Genomic DNA, 23179 nt, shown 5'->3' with positions numbered 1-23179 from the left:
CCGATCAGCCAGGCGGTCACCGTCACCGGCGAGGGCGCGGCCGGCGCCCGCCTGCCGCTGTCGGGCCACGGCGACCGCATCCTCGACGTGGTCGCGGCCGCCGGCGGCGTGCGCTCGCCGGTGTCGGAGACCTTCGTGCGGCTGTCGCGCGGCAAGGTCACCGCGACCGTGCCGATGACCACGGTGGTGTCGAACCCGCGTGAGAACATCTACCTGCGGCCCAACGACGTGCTCACCCTGGTGCGCGATCCGCAGACGTTCATCGCGGTCGGCGCGCTGGGCAACACCACCGAGCTGCCGTTCGCCGCCGACGGCATCACGCTGGCGCAGGCGCTGGCCAAGGCGCGCGGGCTGTCGGACTTCCAGGCGGACCCGGCGGGCACGTTCATCTTCCGGTTCGAGCCGGCCGCCGTGGTGCGGCGTCTGGCGCCGGACTCGAAGCTGCTGGGCACGCCTCTGGTGCCGGTGGTGTACCGGATCAACATGCGCGACCCCAACAGCCTGTTCACCAGCCAGGCGTTCCGGATGCGCAACCGGGATCTGGTCTACGTCTCGAACGCCCCGTTCACCGAGGTGCAGAAGGTCATCGGCGTCTTCTCCAGCGTCACGGGGCCTGTCTCGTCCGCAGCTCTCGCCTACAACTACGCCAGATAGCGGCTTCGACCGCACCCGGGACGCGCGGACCGCATTCGAAAGCAGTCGCATTACGCCGCCTCCTCACGTATGGGGCTGTGGGCGGTGCGTCGCCGCTCGCGACGGCCGCCGGGTGGCCGCCGCGCGGAAGGGTGCATAGAAGAGCCCGATGACCTTCGGACGTCCCGTCCCCGCCCGCGGCCCGCTCCGTCCTGCGCTTCCCGCCCTGAGCCTGTGCCTCGCGCTGCTGGGCGCGACCCCGGCCGCGGCCGACGTGACCGTCGGCGTCGCGGTGCCGCGCTCCGGCCCCTACGTCGCGGTGGGCGAGCAGGTGCTGCGCGGCGTCCAGGCGGCGGCGCGCGACGCCAACGCGATGGGCGGCCTCGACGGCCAGCCCGTCACCCTCGACGTGCAGGACGACGCCTGCGACTCCAACACGGCGGTCGCGGTGGCCAACCACTTCGTCCGCTCCGGCGTCCGCCTCGTGGTCGGCCACGTCTGCTCGAACGCCTCGCTGGCGGCCTCCGACATCTACGCCCAGAACGGGATGGTGATGATCACCGCCGCCTCGGTCGCGGCCAAGCTCACCGACCGCGGCCTGCCGACGATCTTCCGGGTCTGCGGACGCGACGACGATCAGGCCCGGCTCTCGGCGGCCGTGCTCGCCGAGCGGTTCCGCGACCGCAAGATCGCGCTGATCCAGGACCAGACCCCGGCCGCCCGGGCGCTCGCCGCCGCCACCAAGGACAACCTCAACCGCATCGGCATCAACGAGGCGCTGTTCCTCTCCTTCCAGCCCAGCGACGCCGACGACGCGGCGCTGGTCGACCGCCTCAAGGGAGCCGGGATCGAGGTGGTGTACTACGGCGGCGACGCCGCGGAGATGGGCCGGCTCGTGAAGATCGCCGCCGAGCGCGGCTTCCGCCCGCAATGGTTCGGCACCTCGGCCATCGCCACCCCCGACTTCGCCAAGATCGCCGGGCCGGCGAGCAACGGCGTGCTGATGACCTTCTACCTCGACCCGAGCCGGCAGCCTGCGGCGGCGGCGGTCGTGAAGGCGTTCAAGGCGGAGGGCGTCGATCCGACCGGATCGACGATCTACGGCTACGCCGCGATGCAGGCCCTCGTCGCGGCCGGCAACTTCGCCCACTCGACCGATCCGCGGCCGATCGCCCAGGCCCTTCACACCGAGCGGTTCGACCTCGTCCTCGGCACCGTCGGCTTCGACGCCAAGGGCGACGTGACCGCGCAAGGCTACGTGCTCTACGTCTGGAAGGACGGGGCCTTCACCCCGGCGGGGAAGTAGCGGGCTCGGCCAGCGCCGCCTCGACCTCCGCGCCCCGCCCGAGGCCGCGCAGCACGTCGGCCAGATGCGGGCGCACCTGCAATTGCAGGGCGTGCAGGCCCCGCACCGCCGCGCTCAGGGTGCCGTCGCGCCCGAGCATCCCGTCGGCGAAACCGATCATCCGGGCGTTGGGCCAGGCGGGCTCGCGCAGGGCGTGGAGCCGCGCGACCAGAGCCTCGGCCCCCACGCCGGGCTCGGCCTGCGCGAGCAGCATCAGCAGCGCCGCCGTGGAGCGCGACAGGCCGTAGTGGCAGTGCACGAGGAGGTGGGCCGCCCCGTCGAGGTCGCGCCCGAAAGCGAGGATCTCCGCCACGTGCTCCGGCTCCGGCGGCACCAGCGGGCCGCCCGGCCCGGTGCCGGGGCCGAGGCAGTCGTGGAAGTGCAGGGTGGTGCGCCGGTGGGGGCCGTAGGCGGAGAACGCCGCCGGCTCGGGCGTGCCCGGATCGAGCAGCGACAGGACGTGGCTGATGCCCCGCGTCCCGTGGCCGGCCAGCTCCTCCAGGCCGCAGACGGTGTGCAGGGTGACGGCGGGTTCGGACGGGGCGGGCATGGACAGCGCCTAACCCTCGCCCGCCCGCCTGTCCAACCGCCGGGCCCGCTCGCGGGCGCCCCGTTTCGGGACGCGGTGCGGACGTGCTAACCCCCGCCCCCCGGATCCCGCCGGGGCGAGGAGACGTTTCGGACGCCATGCCTTCGAACGACATGCCTTCGAACGCCGTGACTTCGGACGCCGTGCCGCCGGACGCGATGCCCTCCGAGAGCCGCACCGGCCGGACGCAGCCGGCCCGGGCGCCGCGGCGCGCGCTCTTGACCGCCGGGCTCGGCGCGGCCGCACTGCTCGCGACGCCCGCCCGGGCGCAGGGCGGTCCCGAATTGCGCTGGCGCCTGTCCTCGGCCTACGCCAAGAGCCTCGACATCCTGTTCGGAGCCCCCGAGGCGATGGCCCGGATCGTCGCCGAGGCGACCGACGGGCGCTTCCAGATCCAGGTGCAGGGCCCCGGCGACCCGGTGCCGGCCGACGGGCTGCTCGACGCGGTGGCCGGCGGCACGGTGGAGATGGGCCACGGCCCAGCCTCGCTCGCCACCGCCAAGGACCCGACCTTCGCGCTCGCCACCGCCATCCCCTTCGGCCTCAACGCCCGGGGCGGGGCGGCGTGGTGGTATGCGGGGGGCGCCGCCGAGCTGTTCGCCGAGATCTTCGCCAAGGTCGGCCTCGTCTGCCTGCCGGGGGGCAACACCGGCGCGCAGATGGGCGGCTGGTTCCGGAAGGAGATCAAGACCCTCGCCGACCTCCAGGGGCTCAAGTTCCGCATCGGCGGTCTCGGCGGGCAGGTGCTGGCGAAGTTCGGCGTGCAGCCGCAGGCGATCCCCGGCCCGGAGATCTACGCGGCGCTGGAGACGAAGAAGATCGACGCGGCCGAGTGGATCGGCCCCTACGACGACGAGCGCCTCGGGCTGCAGAAGGTGGCGCCGATCTACCACTATCCCGGCTTCTGGGAGGGCGGCGCCATGCTGCACTTCTGGATCAACGCGGGGGCGTGGAAGGCGCTGCCGAAGCCCTACCAGGCGCTCCTGCGCGCCGCCGCCGCCCAGGTCGGGGCCGAGGTCCAGGCCAAGTACGACGCCCGCAACCCGCAGGCCCTGCGCCGGCTGGTCGCCGGGGGTGCGCAGTTGCGGCCCTTCCCGCAGGAGGTGATGGAGGCCGCCCTCAAGAACGCCAACGACGTCTACGCCGAGATCGCCGCCAAGAACGCCGATTTCCGCCGGGTCTACGAGGCGATGCGGACGTTCCGCAACGAGGAGTACCTCTGGTTCCAGGTGGCGGAGTACACTTACGACAACTTCATGATTCGGGCGCGGGCCCGCGGCTGACGGCACGCGGATTGCCCCTCCTCGCCCGGCTCGATCACGCCCCGGGAGGCGAGACGATGGCAGGTTCCGCGCACGCGACGCCCCCGGTGCTGGCCGTCCCCGGCGCCCACCCGAAGCTCTACAACCACGACCTCGCCCCGACCGCGCCGGAGGGCCGCACCTGGGGGGTGTTCAGCATCTTCGCGATGTGGATGTCGGACGTGCATTCGGTCGGCGGCTACACCTTCGCCGCGAGCCTGTTCTTCCTCGGCCTCACCGGCTGGGAGGTGCTGGCGGCGATGGTGGTCGGCATCGGCATCGTCAACGTGCTGATGAACCTGATCGGCGGCCCGAGCCTCAAGTACGGCACCCCGTTCCCCGTGGTCGCGCGCATGTCGTTCGGGGTGATGGGCGCCAACCTCGCCGCGGTGCTGCGCGGGATCGTCGGCATCGTCTGGTACGGCGTCCAGACGTACTTCGCCTCGAAGGCGGTGCAGGTCCTGATCCTCACCTTCTGGCCGGCGGCGCAGGCCTACACGGCCGGAAGCTTCGCCGGGCTGTCGCCGCTCGGCTGGTTCAGCTTCCTGTTCATGTGGCTGTTCCAGTTACTGATCTTCCTCAACGGCATGGAGACGATCCGCCGGTTCATCGATTTCTGCGGGCCGGTCGTCTATGTGGTGATGTTCGCCCTCGCCCTCTGGATCCTGGCGCAGACCGGCACGTCGAGCCTGTCGCTGCAACTCGCCCCCGCCGCCGAGGGCGGGACGGCGTGGCACATCGCCAACGCCGCGATGCTGATCGTCGCCTACTTCGCGGCGCTGCTCCTGAACTTCGGCGACTTCGCCCGCTTCGCCCGCGACCGCCGGGCGATGACGGTCGGCAACTTCCTCGGCCTGCCGGTCAACTTCATCGTCTTCGCGATCATCACGGTGATCGTCACCGCCGGCACGGTGCAGGTGTTCGGCACCGCGATCATGGACCCGGTGGAGATCGTGGAGCGCATCGGCAACCCCTGGGTGGTGGCGCTCGGCTCGATCACCTTCATCGTCGCGACGATGGGGATCAACATCGTCGCCAACTTCGTCTCGCCGGCCTACGACATCGCCAACCTCTACCCGGAGAAGATCGACTTCCGGCTCGGCGGTCTGATCACCTCGATCCTCTCGGTGCTGGTCTGCCCGTGGATCTTCGTGTCGAGTCCCCAGGCGATCACCGCCTTCGTCAGCGTGTTCGGCGCGATTCTCGGGCCGATGTTCGGCATCATGGTCGCCGACTACTATCTCGTGAAGCGGCAGCGGGTGGTGCTGGAGGATCTCTACTCGATGGATCCGAACGGCTCGCTCTACTACCAGGGCGGCTGGAACCGGCGGGCGCTGATCGCCCTCGCCGCGGCGGGGGCGGTCTCGATCGGATTGTCGGTGGCGGGCGCCGCGGGCGCGATCCACAACGGCGGCGATTGGGGCTGGCTGGTCGGGGCCGTCCTCGGCGCCCTGTTCCAGGTGCTGCTGATGCGCGGGGCACCGCTCGCCCCGGCGCTGCGCGCGCCGGCCTGAGAACCGGCCCCTTCCAGGTGTGATCCCGGCTTCGGCGAGGCCGCTCGCCGTCGCGACGCGGGCTCTTCCCGTATCGGCCGCGACAGAGGGGTCGGTGCGTTCGCGCGCGGGGCCGCGCGGGCTGGTTGCAGTCGGGCTGAATTTGATGCGGCCGGCCAAGGTGACCGGGTGAGCGGCCAACGCGGTCGGATCGCGGGGCGGTCCCGCGCGTCGGATGCGGGGCCGCGCGATCACGAGGCCGTCGTTGCCGCTCGCGGATCGCGGGAACGCGGTGGGCCGGCGGCGTCCGTTCCGGACGGCGCTCCGGCAGGACCGGGATACGGAGGCCCAAACCCGCCGGGACTTCGCCGAGCCTGCTCACAGGAAGGCTCGGCGACGTCAGACGACACCCGGTGCTCAAGTCGAGCTGCGACGGACCACCTCGAATCCGACGTCGATGATCGTCTCCTCCAGCGGCACCTTGCTCATGCGACCAAGCAACAGGTGGCCGGCATGAACCCCGATGGCGCGGCCGGCGATCCGGACCGTGGTGAGGTCGAGACCGCTCGGCTGAGCGATCGCGAAGTCGCCGAATCCCGCGACCGCGAGACGACCCGGAACGTCGAGGCCGCGCCGTCGCGCCGCGAGCAGGATGCCCGCCGCCAGCGCGTCGAGCGAGCAGAACACGGCGTCCGTATCGGGAAACCGCGCCAGGATCTCGTCGAGGAACGCCGGACCGTTCTCGATGCCGAGCGGTAACGCGGCCGAGCCGACCTCGCGCGGGGGGAGGCCCCGCTCCGCCAGCGCCACCCGATACCCGTCCCGACGCCGCAACCCGCGCACGTCCCTGCCGCCGGTCGCGCCGACGAAGGCGATGCGACGATACCCGATGTCGAGCAACGCCGCGGTCATCGCCTGCCCGGCGGCCCTGTTGTCGAAACCGACGGCCATGTCGACGGGATCGCTCGGGATCTCCCAGGCTTCGACGATCGCGACGCCCGAGCCGACGAGAAGCTGCCGGGCCGCCGGCGTGTGCAGCGTCGCCGTCAGCACGATCCCGTCCGGCCGCCGACCCAGGATCGCGTGCAGGAGGCGCTCCTCGCCCTCCAAGGAGTAGCCGGACGCCCCGAGCAGGAGCGAGAACCCCTCCGTCTCGACCGTCTCCGTCAGGCCCGCGATCGTCTCCGCGAAGATCGCGTTCTCGAATGTCGAGATGACGGCCCCGATGAGACCGCTGCGCCGGGCCGCGAGGCCGCCGGCCAGCATGTCCGGCACGTAGGCGAGTTCCGCCATCGCCGCATTGACGCGCGCGCGCGTCGCCGCCGCGACCTTGTCCGGGGTGCGGATCACGCGCGACACGGTCATCTGCGAGACGCCGGCGCGGGCCGCGACGTCGTCCATCCGGGTGCGGCGGCGGCCGTCTTTCTCCATCCCGTCCGAGTATCCCGGGTCGGTGGCCGGCGCCACTCGGACCGCCTTGACAGGCTTTTATGTTTGCGCAAACATCATGCAGCGATGCGCTTCGCGGCGGCGCTCGACAACAAAATTCATTCCGGGAGTGAACGACGATGCTGACGGACGCGCAGGTCCAGTCCTACCACGACGACGGCTACGTCCTGGTCGAGGATGCGGTGACCGGAGGCGAACTCGACGAACTCCGCAGGCTCACCTACCAGATGATCGACCGCTCACGGGAGATCAGGCAGAGCGACGCCGTCTTCGACCTCGACGAGGGACATTCGAAGGACAATCCGCGCCTCACACGCATCAAGCTTCCGCATGTCCACATGCCGGAGTTCTTCGAGGTTCTGCGCTCGAAGAAGATGCGGGGCGTTCTCGAGAAGCTGCTGGGCCCGTCCGTTCGCCTCCAGACGAGCAAACTCAACACCAAGGCACCCGGCGGTGGCGCGGCGGTCGAGTGGCACCAGGACTGGGCGTTCTACCCCCACACCAACGACGACGTGCTGGCGATCGGGCTGATGCTCGAGGATGTCCACGAGGGGAATGGGCCGCTGCTCGTCATACCCGGGACCCACAAGGGGCCGGTGCTCTCGCACTTCGTCAACGGCGTGTTCGCGGGCGCGATCGATCCGTCCGACCCCCTGTTCGAGCGGGACAAGATCGTGACCCTGACCGGCAAGGCCGGCTCCATCTCGGTTCACCATTGCCGGACCCTGCACGGCTCGGCGCCGAACATGTCGGACCGCGCCCGGCTGATGTGCTTCTACGAGATGTGCGCGGCCGACGCGTGGCCGCTCGCGGGGGCCGGGGGCGGCTTCGTCGGCCTGAACCAGCAGCAGGTCTACGACACGGTCAAGAGCCGGATGATCTTCGGCGAGCAGACGATGCGGCCGCGTCTCAAGGATGTGCCGGTTCTCCTGCCGCTCCCGCCGGCGCCCGACGCGTCCTCGATCTTCAAGACGCAGCAGAGCGCCGGCGCGGTCAGCGCCTTCGCGGCACAGAAGCCCGCGGCCGACCGCGTCGCCTGAGACCGGGTCGAACCCGGTCGTTCGAACGACCCGGCGCCCAACGAGGCGCCGGGCGCTCGCCAACAATCGTTCCTGGGGAGGAACACGCCATGGCCGTGACGGCACACGAGCACCCGCGCCGCGTCATCGTGGCCTCCTGCGTGGGTTCGGTCCTCGAATGGTACGACTTCTTCATCTACGCCACGGCGGCGGGGCTCGTCTTCGGACAACTCTTCTTCCCGAAGTTCGACCCTTCGGTCGGCACGCTCATCGCGCTCGCGACATTCGGGGTGGGCTTCCTGTCGCGTCCGCTGGGCGGGCTGTTCTTCGGCTTCCTCGGTGACCGGATCGGCCGCAAGCCGGTGCTGCTCCTGACGCTGATGATCGTCGGTATCGGCACCGTGCTCATCGGGCTGCTGCCCACCTACGACCGGATCGGCATCTGGGCACCGGTCCTGCTGGTGGTGCTGCGCCTCGTCCAAGGTTTCGCCGCCGGCGCCGAGTACACCGGCGCGGTGATCATGCTGGCGGAATTCGCTCCCCCTGGGCGGCGCGGGTTCTGGGCGTCGTTCGCACCGGCCGGGGTCGGCCTCGGCATGCTGCTCGCTTCGGGCGCGTTCTGGCTCGTCTCGCAACTCCCCCAGGAGGACTTCCTGAGCTGGGGGTGGCGCCTGCCGTTCCTGGCCAGCATCGTGATGATCGCGTTCGGGCTCTACGTGCGCGCCTGCATCGACGAGACGCCGGTCTTCGAGAAGGTCGTCGAGCGCGGGGGCGCCAAGGCGCGCAACCCGATCCTCGATTCGATCACGAAGCAGCCCCGCAACTTCTTCGTCGTGCTGGGCGCGCGGCTGGCCGAGAACGGCTTCGGCTACCTCTTCCCGGTGTTCGGGTTGAGCTACGCGGTCAACACGCTCGGTTTCCCGAAGGACGCGACGCTCTTCGTCCTGATGAGCAGCTACGCGGTGCAGATCGCCGCCACCATCGGCTTCGCCGCGCTGTCGGACCGGATCGGGCGGCGGCCGATCTACATCAGCGGTGCCGTCATCGGCTGCCTGATCGCCTTCCCGTTCTTCTGGCTGCTCGAATCGCGATCTTTCCTCGCCTCGATCGGAGCCTTCTGGCTCGCGCAACTCGCGATCGGCATGATGTTCGGGGTTCAGGCCGCCTACTTCTCCGAACTCTTCGGACCGGCGCGACGGTTCTCCGGTTTCGCCTTCGCGCGCGAGCTCGGCTCGCTGATCGCGGGAGGCCCGGCGCCGGCCCTCGCGACCGCACTCGTCTCCTGGGCCTCCGGCTCGTCCTGGCCGGTCGCGATCTACGCCATCGTCCTGGGTGTGATCACGGCGGTCGCGGTCTGGATGGGCCCCGAGACCTATCTCGACGACATCGCCGCGGATGAGGCGGTGGCCGAGGACGCGCTCCCGCACAGGCTCGCGGCGGTGCGGACCGCCTGAGACGGCGACCCCGGTCGGGTCACCGCGCTCGCCGAGGCGCGTGCCTGCACCGCTTGCCGGTGTACCGAAGGCCGTCGACGACCGGCGGCCGCGATCAGATCGCGCAGCCGCGCTCCCGCGGCGCCGGTCACGGCCTCCGTTCGCCCCTCACGCTGCGGCGGTGAACAGGATGACTTCGGCACCGCCCTTCGACGTGCCGCGGTGCTCGGCCCCCACCGGTACGACGCAACATCGGCCCGGACCGAGATGCAGCGTGCGATCCCGGAACTCCACCGCGAAGTCGCCGCTCCACACGATCACTGTCTCCGACGTCGCGGCGTGGCTGTCCCAGCGGCCTTCGCCTCCGCCGGCGACGCGGACGAGGTGCACCGCGACGCCACCGAGTTCCGTCGTGCTCTCCCGCTGCCCATCCCTGGCCAAGCGCGCGAACACTTCGGCAAAATCCAGACCGTCGTCACGCATCTCGTCCTCCCGGCTGTTCTGGAAAGCGCTACTGTGATGAGCAGATCGGCACGCGTCCGTGATCGCGACTCGCCGCGCAGCGGTCCATGGCCGCTGCGCGTCGTAATCGTGAAGGAACCGGGACGATAGCCTCTCGATCCGGTCCGGTACGCCGCGGGACGCCATGAAGCCGCGTGTTTGGATCGGCGTCGCTGCCAGCGCGGCGACCGGGGCCAGCCACGCGGCGCGCCGTGCGGTCGATCCGGTCAGACCGTGGTCGTGTCCGACCCGCTGCGATCCGCGTCCGGCAGGGCGAAAGCCTCGACGGAATGCCCGTCTGCGCGCAGCAGGTTCAGAAGATCGTCCGGTACGACGCTGAGTGTGCGCGTACTCACGAGCGGGTGGACGTTGATCAGCGGCTCGGACAGCAGGCGATCCTGGATGAAGACCTTCACGCTGCCCGGCGCGGCGTTGAGGGCCGCCAGCGGCGAGACCGCGCCGCTCTCGACGCCGAGCTGCTCGCGCAACGCCTCGGCGCTCGCGAAGGACAGGCCGCCCCGCGCGCCGAGCACCGAGCGGAACGCCCTGAGATCGACCTGCGCGTCGTGACGCAGCGTGACGAGGAAGTACGTCTTCTTCCCGTCGCGCAGGAACAGGTTCTTGGTGTGCGCACCCGCGATGTCGCCGCAGGCGGCCATCATCGCCTCCACCGTCAGGACGGGGGGGTGCTCGTGGAGCGTGTAGGCGATGTCGCGATCGCGCAGCCGGCTCAGGAGGTCGTCGGGGGTCAGCGGCATGGGTCTCCTCGTTCCACGGTTCGCGTGCGGCGGCCCGGGAGATGGCTGGCTCCCGGCGGCCGCGGATTCCGGCTCAGCGTCGGGGCGCGGGTCAGCACTCGGGCAGGTTCACCGCCAGACCGCCCTGGCTGGTCTCCTTGAACTTGGTGCTCATCTCCTCGCCGGTCTGCCGCATCGCGGCGATGCAGTTGTCGAGGGGCATGAAGTGCGTGCCGTCCCCGCGCAGCGCCAGGGACGCGGCGGCCACCGCCTTGGTGGCCCCGATGCCGTTGCGCTCGATGCACGGCACCTGCACGAGGCCGGCGACGGGGTCGCAGGTCATGCCGAGATGGTGCTCCAGGGCGATCTCGGCGGCGTTCTCGACCTGGGCCGGCGTGCCGCCGAGCACGGCGCACAGGCCCGCCGCCGCCATCGCGCTCGCCGAGCCGACCTCCCCCTGGCAGCCCGCCTCGGCGCCGGAGATGGAGGCGTTGTGCTTGATCAGGCCGCCGATGGCGGCGGCCGTCAGCAGGAATTCGGGGATCCGCGCCGCGTCGGCGCCGATGCAGTGGTCCAGGTAGTACCGGGCCACGGCCGGGATGACGCCCGCGGCCCCGTTGGTCGGCGCGGTGACGACCTTGCCGCCGGCCGCGTTCTCCTCGTTCACCGCCATGGCGTAGACGCTCAGCCAGTCGGTGATGACGTGCGGCTGCGCCGCGTTCGAGCCGTGCTCGCGTTCGAGCTGCTCGCGGATGCGCCGCGCCCGCCGCCGGACGCGCAGGCCCCCGGGCAGCTCGCCGTCCCGGGCCAGCCCGCGCTCGACGCACCCGTTCATGGTCCCCCAGATGCCCGCGAGCCCGGCGTCGATCTCCGCGTCCGAGCGGCCGACGGCCTCGTTGGCCCGCTTCATCGCGGCGATCGACAGGCCGCTCTCCCGCGCCATCCGCAGCATCGCCGCGGAGGTCTCGAACGGGTAGGGCCACAGCCGCGGGTCGGTCGCTTCGGTGGGGGGCGGCGCGCAGGCCGCGCGCTGCGCCGCCGTGACGACGAAGCCGCCGCCGATCGAGTAGTACGTCTCCGAGAGGACGGGCGCGTCGCCGGAATCGAGCGCCGTGATCGTCAGCCCGTTCGCGTGCCCGGGCAGCGGCGGACCGAAATCGAACGTGATCGCGTCGGCCGGGTCGAAGGCGATCTCCGGCAGGCCGTCCGGCACCAGGGTCCTGCGCGCTTCGAGGTCGGCCAGCGCCCGCTCGGCCGCCTCCATCTCGATGTCCGCGGGCCGGTAGCCGAGGAGGCCGAGGACCACCGCCCGGTCCGTGGCGTGCCCCTTGCCCGTGAAGGCGAGGGAGCCGTGCAGGGTCACGCGGATCGCGGCCGCCCCGGCCGCGGCGTCGCTGCCGCGCAGGAGATCGAGGAAATCGGCCGCCGCCGTCATCGGCCCCATGGTGTGGGACGAGGAGGGGCCGATCCCCGGCTTGAAGACGTCGAACACGCTGAGGAACATCGCCACCGTCCGCCGCTGCGGCCGGCCTCGCCGCACTCCGTCGTGTCAAGCCGGTCGGACGCCGCCGGATCCGCGCGCCGCCGCGCCGGGGCCGCCCGGGACCGTCACAGGTCCAGCGCGATCTCGCGCGAGACGACCTCGAGCAGGGTCCAGACGTGGTCCGCGAACGATTGCCAGACCTCGATGCGGTACTGCTCGGCATCGTGCTTGATCAGCACCGCCTGCGCCCGGTCGAGGATCGTGCGCGTCGCCGAGCCCGCCGGCATCGCGTCGAGGTCGAGCGCGCAGAGCGACGAGAGGGCGAGCGTCGCGGCCGGGCCGCTCACCGCGATGCCCACCTCGCGGTGGCCGACGTCCACGAGGCTGAACGGCACGGTCACTGCGGCGCCCAGACGCTCGCCGAGGCCGGCGGCGGCCTCCGCGGGGAGCAGCAGGGACCACTCGTCCGGCCCGAGGCAGAGGGCGTGGCCGCCCGCGCCCACGGCGACCCCGCCGATCCGGTCGGGCAGCGCGATGCCCAGGGGGGCGTCGAGGGCGGCGCGGTCGTCGGGCCGGACCCGCAGGCTGAAGCGCGCGCAGTCCGGGGCGAGCGCCACCGAGAGCCGGCCGGCGACCTCGGGGATCGGCGTACCCGCGAGGGTCTTCCACTCCTGGATCATGCGCGCCTGAATCATGGCCTCACCTAAACCGCCAGCCGCGTGTTCTCCGGGTCGAGGAACGCCGTGCCGCCGACCGTCGCCGCGTGGACGGCGTCGGGCATCGGCACGTACACCGTGCGGCCCTGGAGGGATTTCCCGCCCGCGACCACCGCCAGGGCGATCGACCGGCCGAGCGCCTCGCTCCAGTACGCGGAGGTGACGTGGCCGATCATCGTGCGCGGGATCGGCCCGTCGCGCTCGGCCACGATCTGCGCGCCCTCTTCGAGCACCACGTTCGGGTCCTGCGTCAGTAGGCCGACGAGCTGCTTGCGGTCGGGCCTGTGCATGTCGGGCCGGGCCAGGGAGCGCTTGCCCACGAAATCGGGCTTGGCCTTGCCGATCGCCCAGTCGAGGCCCGCGTCGGCCGGCGTGAGGGTGCCGTCGGTATCCTGGCCGACGATGATGTAGCCCTTCTCGGCGCGCAGGACGTGCATCGTCTCCGTGCCGTAGGGGACGATGCCGTGGGCCCGGCCCGCCTCGTGGATCGCCTCCCAGACGGCCCGGCCGTAGCGGGACGGGACGTTGACCTCGAAGCCCAGTTCGCCCGTGAAGCTGACGCGGAACAGGCGGGTCGGCACCCCGCAGATGCGGCCCTCGGCGACGGCCATGTGGGGGAAGCGCCCGGGGGCGAGGTCGATGCCTTCCACGAGGGGCTCGATCACCGCGCGGGCGCTCGGCCCCTGCACCGCGATCACCGCCCATTGCTCGGTGGTCGAGGTCAGCCAGACGTTCAGGTCCGGCCACTCGGTCTGGAGGTAGTCCTCCATGGTGGTGAGCACGCGGGCCGCGCCGCCCGTCGTCGTCGTGACGTGGAAGCGGTCGGGGGCCATGCGCCCGATGACGCCGTCGTCCCGGATGAAGCCGTCCTCGCCGAGCAGCAGGCCGTAACGGCACCGCCCCGGTTCGAGCTTGGTCCAGGCGTTGGTGTACATCCGGTTCATGAAGGTCGCGGCGTCCGGGCCGACGATCTCGATCTTGCCGAGGGTCGAGGCGTCGAACAGGCCGACGCCGGCGCGGACCGCGCGGCACTCCCGGGCGACCGCCGCGTGCATGTCCTCGCCGGGCTGCGGGAAGTAGCGGGCGCGCCGCCACAGCGACACCGGCTCGTAGACGGCGCCGCGCTCGGCCGCCCAGGCGTCGATCGGCGTGCGCCGCGTGACCTCGAACAGGCGGCCGCGGTTGTACCCGGCGAAGGCGCCGAAGGTGGTCGGCGTGTAGGGCGGCCGGAAGGTGGTCAGTCCGACGCTCGGCGCGGCGCGGCCGAGCGCGTCGGCGGCGATCTGCAGGCCGTTGATGTTCGAGGTCTTGCCCTGGTCGGTGGCCATGCCGTTGGTGGTGTAGCGCTTGATGTGCTCCACCGAGCGGAAGCCCTCGCGCACGGCGAGGCGAATGTCCTTGGCCAGCACGTCGTTCTGGAAGTCGACGAAGGCCTTGGCGAAGGCCCCGTTGCGGTCGGTCGGCAGGTCGCGGCAGGCCGTGCCGGCCATCGACCCCTCGCCCTGCACCGCGAAGGCCGGGGTCTCGGCGGGGTGACCGGCGTCGACGGCCGCAGCCGCACCGGCCGCGGCGCCGTCGGCCAGCGCGGCGGCCAGCCCGAACCGGCCCGTGCCGGCGCCCGCGCAGCGGCAGGCCTCGGTCGCCCGGCCGGGCAGGAAGACCTGGTCGGCCTCGTCCCAGACCAGCTTGCCGCCGGTGTGCGAGAACAGGTGCAGGCTCGGCGTCCAGCCGCCCGACATGAGCAGCGCGTCGCAGGCGACCCAGCGGCCGCCGCCCGCTCTCCCCGCGGCGTCGACGGGGTTCACCCGGACGGCCGAGACGCGCAGCCGCCCGCGCGTGTCCGTCACCGTGCCGCCGCACAGGGTCTCGATCCCCAGGCTGCGCGCCTGTGCGAGCAGATCCCCGCCGACGACCGGTCGGATGTCGACGATCAGCGGCACGGTCGTGCCGGCGCGGGCCAAGTCGAAGGCGGCCGCCCACGCCGCGTCGTGCGCGGTCACGACCACCGCCCGGTCGCCGACGCGGACGCCGTAGCGGTTGAGGTAGGTCCGCGCCGCGCCCGCCAGCATGACGCCCGGCCGGTCGTTGCCCGCGAACACGAGCGGCTTCTCGATGGCGCCCTGGGCGAGCACGACCTGCTTGGCCCGGACCTTCCAGAGCCGCTCGCGCGGCGCGCCCTCCGGCACCTGCGCGAGGTGGTCGGTCAGCCGCTGGCACAGGCCCACGAAGTTCTGGTGGTAGTAGCCGATCGCGGTGGTGCGGTTGAGGACGGTGACGTTCGGCATCGCCGCGAGCGTCCGGAGCGTGTCCGCGAGCCACGTCCAGGCGGTCCGCCCGTCGATCGTGACCTCGGGCTCCGACAGCAGCCAGCCGCCGGCCTCGGCCTGCTCGTCGACCAGGATCACCTTCGCGCCGCCGCGGGCGCCCGCCAGCGCGGCGGCGAGGCCCGCGGCGCCCGCGCCCACCACGAGGAGGTCGCAATGCGCGTGCCGGGCCGCGTAGCTGTCCGGGTCGCGTTCCGTCGGGGGCGCGCCGAGCCCGGCGGCCCCGCGGATCAGCGGCTCGTAGACCGTGTTCCAGAAGGACTTCGGCCACATGAACGTCTTGTAGTAGAAGCCCGCCGAGAACAGCATGTACAGGCTGTCGTTGACCGCGCCGACATCGTGCCGGAGGGAGGGCCAGCGGTTCTGGCTCGACGCGCGGAAGCCCTCGAAGATCTCGGCCGTCGTCGCGCGGGTGTTGGGCTCGTAGCGCCCGTCGCCGCGGTCCGTGCCGACCAGGGCGTTGGGCTCCTCGCTGCCGGCCGAGAGGATGCCGCGCGGGCGATGGTACTTGAACGAGCGCCCGACCAGGTGGATGCCGTCGGCGAGCAGCGCCGCCGCCAGGGTATCGCCCGCCCGGCCGGTGATCGTGCGGCCGTCGAAGGTGAAGCGGACCGGCGCGGCGGCGGCGTTGCGGCCCCGGCCCGGGACGCGCAGCCCCCTGCCGATGGCCGGCGCGGTGGCGGCGGACGGCCGCGCCGGGGTGTCCCCGGTATCGATCACGCGGGCGTCGCTCATCGCTCGGCTCCTTCACGGGCGAAGTCGATCGGGCACGGGGCCCCGGCCTTGTAGGTCGCCGCGAACTTGTCCGTGACGGTGTCGCGGACCGCGTTGAAGAAGCGCCCGCAGCCGTTGACGTGGCGCCAGCGCTCGCGGTGCAGGCCGCGCGTGTTGCTGCGGATGTAGAGGTGGTCGCGCCACGCCGCGTCGCCGACGGCGGACGGGTCGGCGGGCCGGGCGATGTGCGCCTCGCCCGCGTAGGCGAACTCGACCTCGGGGCGGGCTTCCCGGCAGTAGGGGCAGGTAATGAGCAGCACGGTCCGACCCTCTCAGTGCGCGACGGCGGCGGCCGCCGCCTCGTCGATGAGGCGGCCGGTCGTGAAGCGCTCGATCGTGAAGGGCGCGTTGATCGGGTGCGGCGCGTCGCGCGCCACGGTGTGGGCGAAGACGTGGGCGGCGCCCGGCGTCGCCTTGAAGCCGCCGGTGCCCCAGCCGCAATTGACGTAGAGGCCGGGCACCGGCGTCCTGGCCACGATCGGCGACCGGTCGGGCGTCACGTCGACGATGCCGCCCCATTTGCGCAGCATGCGCATGCGCGTGAAGATCGGAAACACCTCGCAGATCGCCGCCAGGGTGTGCTCGATCAGCGGCAGGCCGCCGCGCTGGCTGTAGGACACGTACTGGTCCGTGCCCGAGCCGATGACCAGTTCGCCCTTGTCGGACTGGCTCATGTAGGCGTGGACCGTGTTGGACATGACCACGCAGGGGAAGGCCGGCTTGACCGGCTCCGAGACCAGCGCCTGGAGCGGGAAGCTCTCCAGCGGGAGCCGCACGTCGGCCGTGCCCATGACGACCGAGGTGCTGCCGGCCGCCGAGACCGCGACCTTCTTCGCCCTGATGAAGCCGCGCGCCGTCTCGACCCCGCTGACGCGGCCGGCGGCGTCGCGCCGGATCGCGACGACGGGGCAGTTCTGGACGATGTCGACGCCCCGCGCCGCGGCGCCGCGGGCGTAGCCCCAGGCCACCGCATCGTGGCGGGCGACGCCGCCCCGCCGCTGGAGCGCCGCGCCGACCACCGGGTAGCGCGCGTCCGGCGCGACGTTGAGCGCCGGGCAGAACGCCTTGGCCTGCTCGGCCGTCAGCCACTCGTTGTCGATGCCGTTGAGGCGGTTCGAATGGATGTGCCGCTTGAAGCTCTGCACGTCGTGGACCGTGTGCGCGAGCATCATGACGCCGCGCTGCGAGAACATGACGTTGTAGTTGAGCTCCTGGCTGAGCCCTTCCCAGAGCTTCATCGCGTGCTCGTAGAGCCGCGCGCTCTCGTCGTAGAGGTAGTTGGAGCGGATGATGGTGGTGTTGCGCCCGGTGTTGCCGCCGCCGAGCCAGCCCTTGTCGATCACCGCGACGCGGGAGAGTCCGTGCTCCTTGGCGAGATAGTAGGCGGTGCCGAGGCCGTGGCCGCCCGCGCCCACCACCACGACGTCGTACGCGTCCTTGGGCTCGGCGTCCGGCCACTGGGGCTGCCAGCCGGTGTTGCCGCGCAGGGCCTTCGCCAGCAGCGCGGGGAAGGAAAAGTGGCTCATCGCGCCGTCCTCATCCGAAGGCGGACCTATACGGTCCCCGCCCCCTCGGTGGACAGAACGATCGCGCCATATGAGGACGAAGTTTGCGACACCGGGCGCTGGACCGATCGTTCCTCGGCCCCGCGTCCCGGAGGGAGTCCGTGCCATGCAGCCCGACCGCCAGCCCGCCCCCGATACGCCCCCCCGCGTCCGGCTGCGGGTCGGCTTCGTGCTGGCGCGGCGCTTCACCCTGTGCGCGTTCGCGAACTTCGTGGACGTGCTGCGGCTGGCCGCCGACGACGGCGACCGCAGCCGCCCGATCCTGTGCACGTGGTCGATCCTGTCGGACACCATGGAGCCGGTGCGATCGAGCTGCGGCGTCGCCGTCCAGCCGGACACGCGCCTCGACCGCGCGCCGCCCCTCGACTACGTCGTCGTGGTCGGCGGCCTGATCGACGACATCTCGCATCTCGGGCCCGATCTCGTGCGCTTCCTGCGGAGGAGCGCCGAGGCGGGCACCGCCCTGGTCGGCGTCTGCACCGGCGCGTTCATCCTGCACCGGGCCGGGCTGATGGACGGCTACCGCTGCTGCGTGAGCTGGTTCCACCACGCCGATTTCCTGGAGCGGTTCGACGGCCTCGTGCCGGTCTCCGACCGGATCTTCGTCGTCGACCGCGACCGCCTGACCTGCTCCGGCGGCGCGAGTTCGGCCCATCTCGCGGCCCATCTCGTGGAGAAGCACGTGGGGATCGCCCCCGCGCGCAAGAGCCTTCAGATCATGATCTTCGACGCGGACGCGCAGGCGGACAAGCCGCAGCCCGGCGTCCCGCTGGACCTCGTCCCCGCCGACGACCTGATCAAGCGCGCCGTCCTCCACATGCGCCAGAACTTCGAGACGCCGCTGACCATCGCGGAGATCGCCCGCCGCGTCGGGGTCGCGCGCCGCAGCCTGGAGCGCCGCTTCGACCGGCATCTCGGCCGCTCCCCGAGCGACTGCTACATGGCCATGCGCCTGGACCAGGCGGAGCTGCTGCTCCGGAGCACCGGCCAGACGGTCGCGGCGATCGCGACGGCGACGGGCTTCTGCGACACCTCGCACTTCGCCCGGACCTACCGGCAGCGCCGCGGGTCCGCGCCGTCGCGCGTGCGGGAGTCGCGCGTGCGGGAGTCGTGCGCGCGGGAGCGGTCCGGCGCGCGGGGCTGAGGCGTCTCAACCGCCGCCGGACGCGGCCCTCTGCGTCCAGCGGCGGAGAAACCGCAGGAACGTGTCCAGAAGCTCCGAGCGGTTGCTGCGCTCCCAGACCACGGTGATCGGCAGCTTCGTCGACAGGTCGCTCAACGGGCGGACCGCCACCCCCTGCCGCGGCAGGTTCCCGATGCAGCTCGAGTACACGGCGACGCCCGCCCCGGCGATGACCAGCCCGAAGATGCCGTCGGTGTTCGTGGCTTCGAGGGCGATGTCGGGGAAGAAGCCGCGCGCGCGGCACTCGGCGAACACGTCGTTCCGGAAGATCGACCAGCTATCCCCCGTGCCGAAGACGAATTTCTGGTCCCTCAGCTCCGACAGCGTCAGGACTTCCTTGGCGGCCAGCGGGTGGTTGGCCGGCAGGACGGCGACATACGTCCCCGCATCGAAGTTCAGGCACTTGACCGCCCGGTGATTGGACTCGCCGTAGAGGAAGCCGACGTCGATCGTCTGCTTGAGGATCGCGACGCGCTGGTGGACCGTCGGCATGAAGACGAGATCCAGGCGGATGTCGCCGTGCGCGCTGTTGAAGTCGCGCAGGAAGTGCGGGAGGCGGCCGTTGATGGCGAAATCGGTGTAGGCCACCCGCAGGTCGCCGCGCAGGCCCCGCGCGGCGTAGCGCGCCCGCTCGACCGCCTGCGCGATCTGCGCCGCGACGCTCGTCGTCTCGGCGAGGAACACCTTGCCGGCCTCCGTGAGTTCGACGCGGCGGGTCGTGCGCACGAGCAGGGGCACGCCGACCTCCGCTTCGAGCTGCTTGATGGTCTTGGTCAGGGCGGGCTGGGCCAGTTGCAGGCCGTCGGCCGCCCGCCCGAAATGCAGCTCCCGGCCGAGGGCCGCGAAGGCCCTGAGATGGCGCAGATCGATGCTCATGCGCGCCCGCACTTCGATAACCAAGAGCTATCAATAAAGCCCCATTTGATATTTCACAATCGCGCCCCGACCACCCATGCTCCCGAGTCGTGGGAGGCGTCGAGCCCGAGAACGGGCGAGCGCCTCCGACAGATGCGAGGCACCGCAGAGGGCGTGCGTCTTCGCATCTCGAACCCGGTCAGCGGAGGAGAACCTTCGGTTTCTTCTATCGCTCGACAGATCAAGCTCGCGGCACGGGACGTGCTTGCGGAACCGCGGTCGCGAACACAAGCATCTTTCGGCGACCGTGACGATTAAAATCGACGTAAAATCTAAAACATAAGCCTCCAGGCTAAAAAAAATACAAAAATCGGGACATTGCCCGCCGTATCAGCGCAGATTCACTGTGTTCGCACGGTCGTGCGTGCGCAACCCGACGGCAGAGGAGGAGCGAGCGATGCAGGATGTGACCGAGGTTACGCCCCAGCGGCTGCGGAAGGTCATCAGCGCGGCGGCGCTGGGCAATTTCGTCGAGTGGTTCGATTTCGCCGTCTACGGCTTCCTGGCAACCGCGATCGCCAATCAGTTCTTTCCCGGCACCGACGTCAGTCTCTCGCTGCTGAAGACGTTCGGCGTGTTCGCCGTCGCGTTCGCGATGCGCCCCCTGGGCGGGATCTTCTTCGGCGTTCTGGGCGACAAGATCGGGCGCAAGACGATCCTCTCGGTCACGATCCTGCTCATGGCGTCCGCCACGACGCTGATCGGCCTGCTGCCGACCTACGGGAGCATCGGGATCCTGGCGCCGATCCTGCTGACCCTGCTGCGCTGCATCCAGGGCTTCTCGGCGGGCGGCGAGTATGCGGGCTCGATCGCCTACGTGATGGAGCACGCGCCCCGCCACCGGCGCGGGTGGTACGGCAGCTTCATCCCGGTCTCCACGTTCACGGCCTTCGCCGCCGCCGCGCTGATCGCGTTCGCGCTGGAGAACGCCCTGTCCGCCGAGGCCATGGGGAGCTGGGGCTGGCGCGTGCCGTTCCTGATCGCCGCCCCGCTGGGGGTCGTCGGGCTGTACCTGCGGTGGCGGATGGACGAGACGCCGGCCTTCCAGGCGATCGCGGCCGAGGCGGCGAACCACGCACACTCGCCGCTGTCCGAGACCTTGCGCACCCAGGGTTACGCGATGTGCCGGCTCGGGGCGTTCATCTCGCTCACCGCGCTCTCGTTCTACACCTTCACCACGTATTTCGCGACGTTCCTCCAGGTCGCGGGCGGCCTGAGCCGTCCGCAGGCGCTCCTGGTCTCGACCGTGGCGCTCCTGTTCTCCGCCGCCGCCTGCCCGGTCGCCGGCCTCTTCACCGACCGGGTCGGCCGGCGGAAGACGATCGCGTCCGTCTGCGTGTGGACGCTGGTCGCCGTGCTGCCGGCGTTCTGGCTGGCGAGTTCGGGATCGCTGGTGAACGCGATCGGCGGCGTGCTGCTGCTGGCGATCGGGGCGCTCGTCTGCAACGTCGTGACGGCGGCGCTCCTGTCCGAGACGTTCTCGACGCGCAATCGCTACACCGCGTCGGCGTTCACCTACAATGTGTCCTACACGGTGTTCGGCGGCACCGCGCCGCTGATGGCCACGTGGCTGATCTCCACCACCGGCAGCACCCTCACCCCGGCCTTCTACCTGATGGGGATCGCGCTGCTGGCGATGGCGGGCGGCCTCGCGCTTCCGGAGACCTACCGGAAGTCGCTGTCCGACGACACGCTCGGGGACCGCATCGACGCGGCCGCGGTGAACCCGGCCCTCACGTGAGCGGGGCATGGCGCGGGCGGTCGCGCGATCGCCCGTGCCATGCCGAAGTCGCCCGCGACGCCCGGAGGCGGCCCCCCGTCCGTCGCGGCCTGTGATGAATCGACGATACCCAAGCGGAGGAAGGCGATGAGACCCGCCGTAGACATAGAGGTCGACGACGGCACCGGCGTCTGGACGACGGACGGCCTGCCGATGGTCTACATCCCCCGGCATTTCATGCTCGGGATCCACGACTCGGTCGAGCGGGCGCTCGGCCGCGAGCGCTACAGGGACGTGCTGACCGAGTCCGGCGCGGGCTCGGCCTATTTCTGGTGCAAGCAGCAGGCCGCGGCGCGCGGGTTGGACGGCGTCGCGGTCTTCGAGCACTACCTCGCGCGGCTGTCGACCCGGGGCTGGGGTCAGTTCACGCTGGAGGACGCGGCGTTCGCGCGCGGCACGGCGACGATCCGGCTCGTGAACTCGATCTACGTCCTCGGCCGGTCGGCGGAAGCGGAGCACCCCGTCTGCTACATGTTCGAGGGGTTCATCGTCGGCGGCCTCACCTATCTCGCCGAAGACAAGGGCCTGGGATTCTCGTCGATCACGTGCCGGGAAGTGCAGTGCCAGGCGCTGGGCGACGCCGCCTGCCGCTTCGAAGCGAGCCTGAACCCCTGAACCCCGACCCACCACGGCCGATCGAGGCATCCTCCCACCTCGCCCCCATCGAACACAGCGGATACCCTGCCATGGCGCACGAGCGGCACGAGCTCTACTCCAAGTCCATCGTCGTCGACGGCCTCATCATCTCGAAATGGGGCGAGGACGTCTTCCGGGAGATGTCCGAAGCCGGCCTGAGCGCGGCGAACTGCACGTGCAGCGTCTGGGAGAATTTCGAGGAGACCGTCCGCAACCTGTCCGCGTGGAACGGGTGGTTCCGGGAGTTCTCCCACTACATCGTCCGCGCCGAGTCCGTCGCCGACATCCGGGCCGCCAAGGAGGCGGGCAGGACCGCCGTGATCCTGGGCATGCAGAACACGTCGGCGTTCGAGGACCGGATCGGGTACGTCGAGATCCTGAAGAAGCTCGGCGTGGGCATCGTCCAGTTGACCTACAACACGCAGAACTGGGTCGGGAGCGGGTGCTACGAGAGCCGCGACAGCGGCCTGTCCGACTTCGGCCGCGAGGTCGTGCTGGAGATGAACCGCGTCGGCATGCTGTGCGATCTCAGCCATGTCGGCCCGAAGACCTCGCGCGACGTGATCGACACCTCGACGAAGCCCGTCGCCTACTCGCACTGCCTGCCGTCCGGCCTGAAGACGCACCCCCGCAACAAGTCCGACGACGAGCTGCGCTACATCGTCGACAAGGGCGGCTTCGTCGGCGTGACCATGTTCCCGCCCTTCCTGCAGAAGGGCGTCGACTCGACCATCGACGATTACGTGTCCGCCATGGACTACGTCATCAACCTGGTCGGCGAGGATTCCGTCGGCATCGGCACCGATTTCACGCAAGGCTACGATCAGGCGTTCTTCGACTGGATCACGCACGACAAGGGATTCGGCCGCCGGCTGACGGATTTCGGTGCCGTGGTGAACCCGGCGGGCTTCCAGAAGATCAGCGACTTCCCCAACATCGCGGACGCGATGGGGCGTGCCGGCTGGAGCGACCGGAAGATCGAGAACGTGCTGGGGCGCAACTGGATCAACCTGCTCGACAGCGTCTGGAGCATCTGATCTGCCGTCCGAGGACGGACGGATCGCGGTTCCTGTCGCGCCGCCTTGCCGGAGGCGCGACGCAGCGCGAGGCGCCGTGCGGACGCGTCAGCCGACGCGGCTCCCCCCGTCCGGGCGCGGGGCTTCCGGGCGCGGGCGAAGCAGGACTCCGTAGCCCTCCCGCTCGTTGCCGACGACGCGCACGCCCTCGCCCTCTAGCGTCGCGCGGATCGCCGCGATCGTCCGGACGCGCGGGACGATCGGATCGCTCTCGATCGCGCCGGTGC

The 23179-nt window shown here is 71.1% G+C and carries 19 protein-coding genes and 1 pseudogene; 10 read left to right on the top strand and 10 right to left on the bottom strand.

Annotated elements, in window-relative coordinates:
* A pseudogene (locus tag Q8W71_RS22400) lies at positions 1-654 on the top strand (polysaccharide biosynthesis/export family protein); the annotation flags it as partial.
* Positions 655-802: 148 nt separating this feature from the next.
* Positions 803-1939: a branched-chain amino acid ABC transporter substrate-binding protein gene (locus tag Q8W71_RS22395; RefSeq protein WP_305527622.1), complete on the top strand. Its 1137-nt coding sequence runs from the start codon at positions 803-805 to the stop codon at positions 1937-1939.
* Here the strand turns inward: Q8W71_RS22395 and Q8W71_RS22390 are convergent.
* The gene (locus tag Q8W71_RS22390; RefSeq protein ID WP_305527621.1) at positions 1920-2528 is read right to left on the bottom strand and encodes a tyrosine phosphatase family protein; all 609 of its coding nucleotides are present in this window, start codon (positions 2526-2528) and stop codon (positions 1920-1922) included. The two genes, Q8W71_RS22395 and Q8W71_RS22390, sit on opposite strands and share 20 nt — an antisense overlap.
* A 197-nt stretch (positions 2529-2725) precedes the next feature.
* On the opposite strand from Q8W71_RS22390, the gene Q8W71_RS22385 reads away from it, so the two are divergent.
* Positions 2726-3850 carry a TRAP transporter substrate-binding protein gene (locus Q8W71_RS22385; RefSeq protein WP_305527627.1) on the top strand — a complete coding sequence of 375 codons (1125 nt, stop codon included), beginning with the start codon at positions 2726-2728 and terminating at the stop codon, positions 3848-3850.
* A 56-nt stretch (positions 3851-3906) separates the two neighbouring features.
* Positions 3907-5382, top strand: coding sequence for an NCS1 family nucleobase:cation symporter-1 (locus Q8W71_RS22380; protein ID WP_305527620.1), 1476 nt, complete (start codon positions 3907-3909; stop codon positions 5380-5382).
* Between the two features lie 396 nt (positions 5383-5778).
* On the opposite strand, the gene Q8W71_RS22375 is transcribed toward Q8W71_RS22380, so the two are convergent.
* Positions 5779-6792, bottom strand: coding sequence for a LacI family DNA-binding transcriptional regulator (locus Q8W71_RS22375; RefSeq protein ID WP_305527619.1), 1014 nt, complete (start codon positions 6790-6792; stop codon positions 5779-5781).
* Positions 6793-6929: 137 nt separating this feature from the next.
* On the opposite strand from Q8W71_RS22375, the gene Q8W71_RS22370 reads away from it, so the two are divergent.
* Positions 6930-7850, top strand: a complete 921-nt coding sequence (locus Q8W71_RS22370) for a phytanoyl-CoA dioxygenase family protein (protein ID WP_305527618.1) — start codon at positions 6930-6932, stop codon at positions 7848-7850.
* 89 nt (positions 7851-7939) lie between these two features.
* Positions 7940-9283, top strand: a complete 1344-nt coding sequence (locus Q8W71_RS22365) for an MFS transporter (protein WP_305527617.1) — start codon at positions 7940-7942, stop codon at positions 9281-9283.
* Positions 9284-9430: 147 nt separating this feature from the next.
* Here Q8W71_RS22365 and Q8W71_RS22360 read toward each other — a convergent pair whose 3' ends face one another.
* The 7 genes from Q8W71_RS22360 to Q8W71_RS22330 form a co-directional block, all read right to left on the bottom strand.
* Positions 9431-9745 (bottom strand): cupin domain-containing protein, encoded by a 315-nt coding sequence (locus tag Q8W71_RS22360; RefSeq protein WP_305527616.1) that lies wholly within the window; start codon positions 9743-9745, stop codon positions 9431-9433.
* Positions 9746-9990: 245 nt separating this feature from the next.
* Entirely contained in the window at positions 9991-10521 is a 531-nt protein-coding gene (locus Q8W71_RS22355; RefSeq protein WP_305527615.1) for a prolyl-tRNA synthetase associated domain-containing protein, read from the bottom strand.
* Between the two features lie 91 nt (positions 10522-10612).
* Positions 10613-12004, bottom strand: coding sequence for an L-serine ammonia-lyase (locus Q8W71_RS22350; RefSeq protein ID WP_305527614.1), 1392 nt, complete (start codon positions 12002-12004; stop codon positions 10613-10615).
* A 104-nt stretch (positions 12005-12108) separates the two neighbouring features.
* Positions 12109-12678 (bottom strand): sarcosine oxidase subunit gamma, encoded by a 570-nt coding sequence (locus Q8W71_RS22345; protein ID WP_305527613.1) that lies wholly within the window; start codon positions 12676-12678, stop codon positions 12109-12111.
* A gap of 8 nt (positions 12679-12686) precedes the next feature.
* Positions 12687-15758 carry a sarcosine oxidase subunit alpha family protein gene (locus tag Q8W71_RS22340; protein ID WP_305527612.1) on the bottom strand — a complete coding sequence of 1024 codons (3072 nt, stop codon included), beginning with the start codon at positions 15756-15758 and terminating at the stop codon, positions 12687-12689.
* Entirely contained in the window at positions 15755-16057 is a 303-nt protein-coding gene (locus tag Q8W71_RS22335; protein WP_305527611.1) for a sarcosine oxidase subunit delta, read from the bottom strand. Before Q8W71_RS22335 ends, Q8W71_RS22340 begins: the two co-directional genes overlap by 4 nt.
* Positions 16058-16069: 12 nt before the next feature.
* The gene (locus tag Q8W71_RS22330; RefSeq protein ID WP_305527610.1) at positions 16070-17323 is read right to left on the bottom strand and encodes a sarcosine oxidase subunit beta family protein; all 1254 of its coding nucleotides are present in this window, start codon (positions 17321-17323) and stop codon (positions 16070-16072) included.
* A 145-nt stretch (positions 17324-17468) separates the two neighbouring features.
* Here Q8W71_RS22330 and Q8W71_RS22325 point away from each other — a divergent pair, with 145 nt between their 5' ends.
* Positions 17469-18506 carry a GlxA family transcriptional regulator gene (locus Q8W71_RS22325; protein ID WP_305527609.1) on the top strand — a complete coding sequence of 346 codons (1038 nt, stop codon included), beginning with the start codon at positions 17469-17471 and terminating at the stop codon, positions 18504-18506.
* 6 nt (positions 18507-18512) lie between these two features.
* Here the strand turns inward: Q8W71_RS22325 and Q8W71_RS22320 are convergent, their stop codons facing one another.
* A complete protein-coding gene (locus tag Q8W71_RS22320) occupies positions 18513-19421 on the bottom strand; it encodes a LysR family transcriptional regulator (RefSeq protein ID WP_305527608.1) in 909 nt (302 codons plus the stop codon).
* Positions 19422-19857: 436 nt separating this feature from the next.
* Here Q8W71_RS22320 and Q8W71_RS22315 point away from each other — a divergent pair, with 436 nt between their 5' ends.
* The 3 genes from Q8W71_RS22315 to Q8W71_RS22305 all read left to right on the top strand — a co-directional run bounded on the left by Q8W71_RS22315 (position 19858) and on the right by Q8W71_RS22305 (position 22913).
* Complete coding sequence (locus Q8W71_RS22315) at positions 19858-21201, top strand: MFS transporter (RefSeq protein WP_305527607.1); 1344 nt, start codon at positions 19858-19860, stop codon at positions 21199-21201.
* 126 nt (positions 21202-21327) lie between these two features.
* The gene (locus Q8W71_RS22310; protein ID WP_305527606.1) at positions 21328-21855 is read left to right on the top strand and encodes a 4-vinyl reductase; all 528 of its coding nucleotides are present in this window, start codon (positions 21328-21330) and stop codon (positions 21853-21855) included.
* Between the two features lie 71 nt (positions 21856-21926).
* Complete coding sequence (locus Q8W71_RS22305; protein WP_305527605.1) at positions 21927-22913, top strand: dipeptidase; 987 nt, start codon at positions 21927-21929, stop codon at positions 22911-22913.
* The last annotated feature ends 266 nt before the right edge of the window (positions 22914-23179 follow it).

It is taken from the genome of Methylobacterium amylolyticum (assembly GCF_030700245.1).
Taxonomy (GTDB): Bacteria; Pseudomonadota; Alphaproteobacteria; order Rhizobiales; family Beijerinckiaceae; genus Methylobacterium.
This window is presented reverse-complemented; position numbering and strand designations above follow the sequence as displayed.

Coding starts and splice junctions, on each gene's coding strand:
- Q8W71_RS22385 (WP_305527627.1), top strand. CDS start 2,726: ATGCCCTCCGAGAGCCGCACCGGCCGGACGCAGCCGGCCCGGGCGCCG.
- Q8W71_RS22310 (WP_305527606.1), top strand. CDS start 21,328: ATGAGACCCGCCGTAGACATAGAGGTCGACGACGGCACCGGCGTCTGG.
- Q8W71_RS22325 (WP_305527609.1), top strand. CDS start 17,469: ATGCAGCCCGACCGCCAGCCCGCCCCCGATACGCCCCCCCGCGTCCGG.
- Q8W71_RS22365 (WP_305527617.1), top strand. CDS start 7,940: ATGGCCGTGACGGCACACGAGCACCCGCGCCGCGTCATCGTGGCCTCC.
- Q8W71_RS22340 (WP_305527612.1), bottom strand. CDS start 15,758: ATGAGCGACGCCCGCGTGATCGATACCGGGGACACCCCGGCGCGGCCG.
- Q8W71_RS22305 (WP_305527605.1), top strand. CDS start 21,927: ATGGCGCACGAGCGGCACGAGCTCTACTCCAAGTCCATCGTCGTCGAC.
- Q8W71_RS22370 (WP_305527618.1), top strand. CDS start 6,930: ATGCTGACGGACGCGCAGGTCCAGTCCTACCACGACGACGGCTACGTC.
- Q8W71_RS22350 (WP_305527614.1), bottom strand. CDS start 12,004: ATGTTCCTCAGCGTGTTCGACGTCTTCAAGCCGGGGATCGGCCCCTCC.
- Q8W71_RS22320 (WP_305527608.1), bottom strand. CDS start 19,421: ATGAGCATCGATCTGCGCCATCTCAGGGCCTTCGCGGCCCTCGGCCGG.
- Q8W71_RS22380 (WP_305527620.1), top strand. CDS start 3,907: ATGGCAGGTTCCGCGCACGCGACGCCCCCGGTGCTGGCCGTCCCCGGC.
- Q8W71_RS22375 (WP_305527619.1), bottom strand. CDS start 6,792: ATGGAGAAAGACGGCCGCCGCCGCACCCGGATGGACGACGTCGCGGCC.
- Q8W71_RS22345 (WP_305527613.1), bottom strand. CDS start 12,678: ATGATTCAGGCGCGCATGATCCAGGAGTGGAAGACCCTCGCGGGTACG.
- Q8W71_RS22395 (WP_305527622.1), top strand. CDS start 803: ATGACCTTCGGACGTCCCGTCCCCGCCCGCGGCCCGCTCCGTCCTGCG.
- Q8W71_RS22330 (WP_305527610.1), bottom strand. CDS start 17,323: ATGAGCCACTTTTCCTTCCCCGCGCTGCTGGCGAAGGCCCTGCGCGGC.
- Q8W71_RS22390 (WP_305527621.1), bottom strand. CDS start 2,528: ATGCCCGCCCCGTCCGAACCCGCCGTCACCCTGCACACCGTCTGCGGC.
- Q8W71_RS22355 (WP_305527615.1), bottom strand. CDS start 10,521: ATGCCGCTGACCCCCGACGACCTCCTGAGCCGGCTGCGCGATCGCGAC.
- Q8W71_RS22360 (WP_305527616.1), bottom strand. CDS start 9,745: ATGCGTGACGACGGTCTGGATTTTGCCGAAGTGTTCGCGCGCTTGGCC.
- Q8W71_RS22315 (WP_305527607.1), top strand. CDS start 19,858: ATGCAGGATGTGACCGAGGTTACGCCCCAGCGGCTGCGGAAGGTCATC.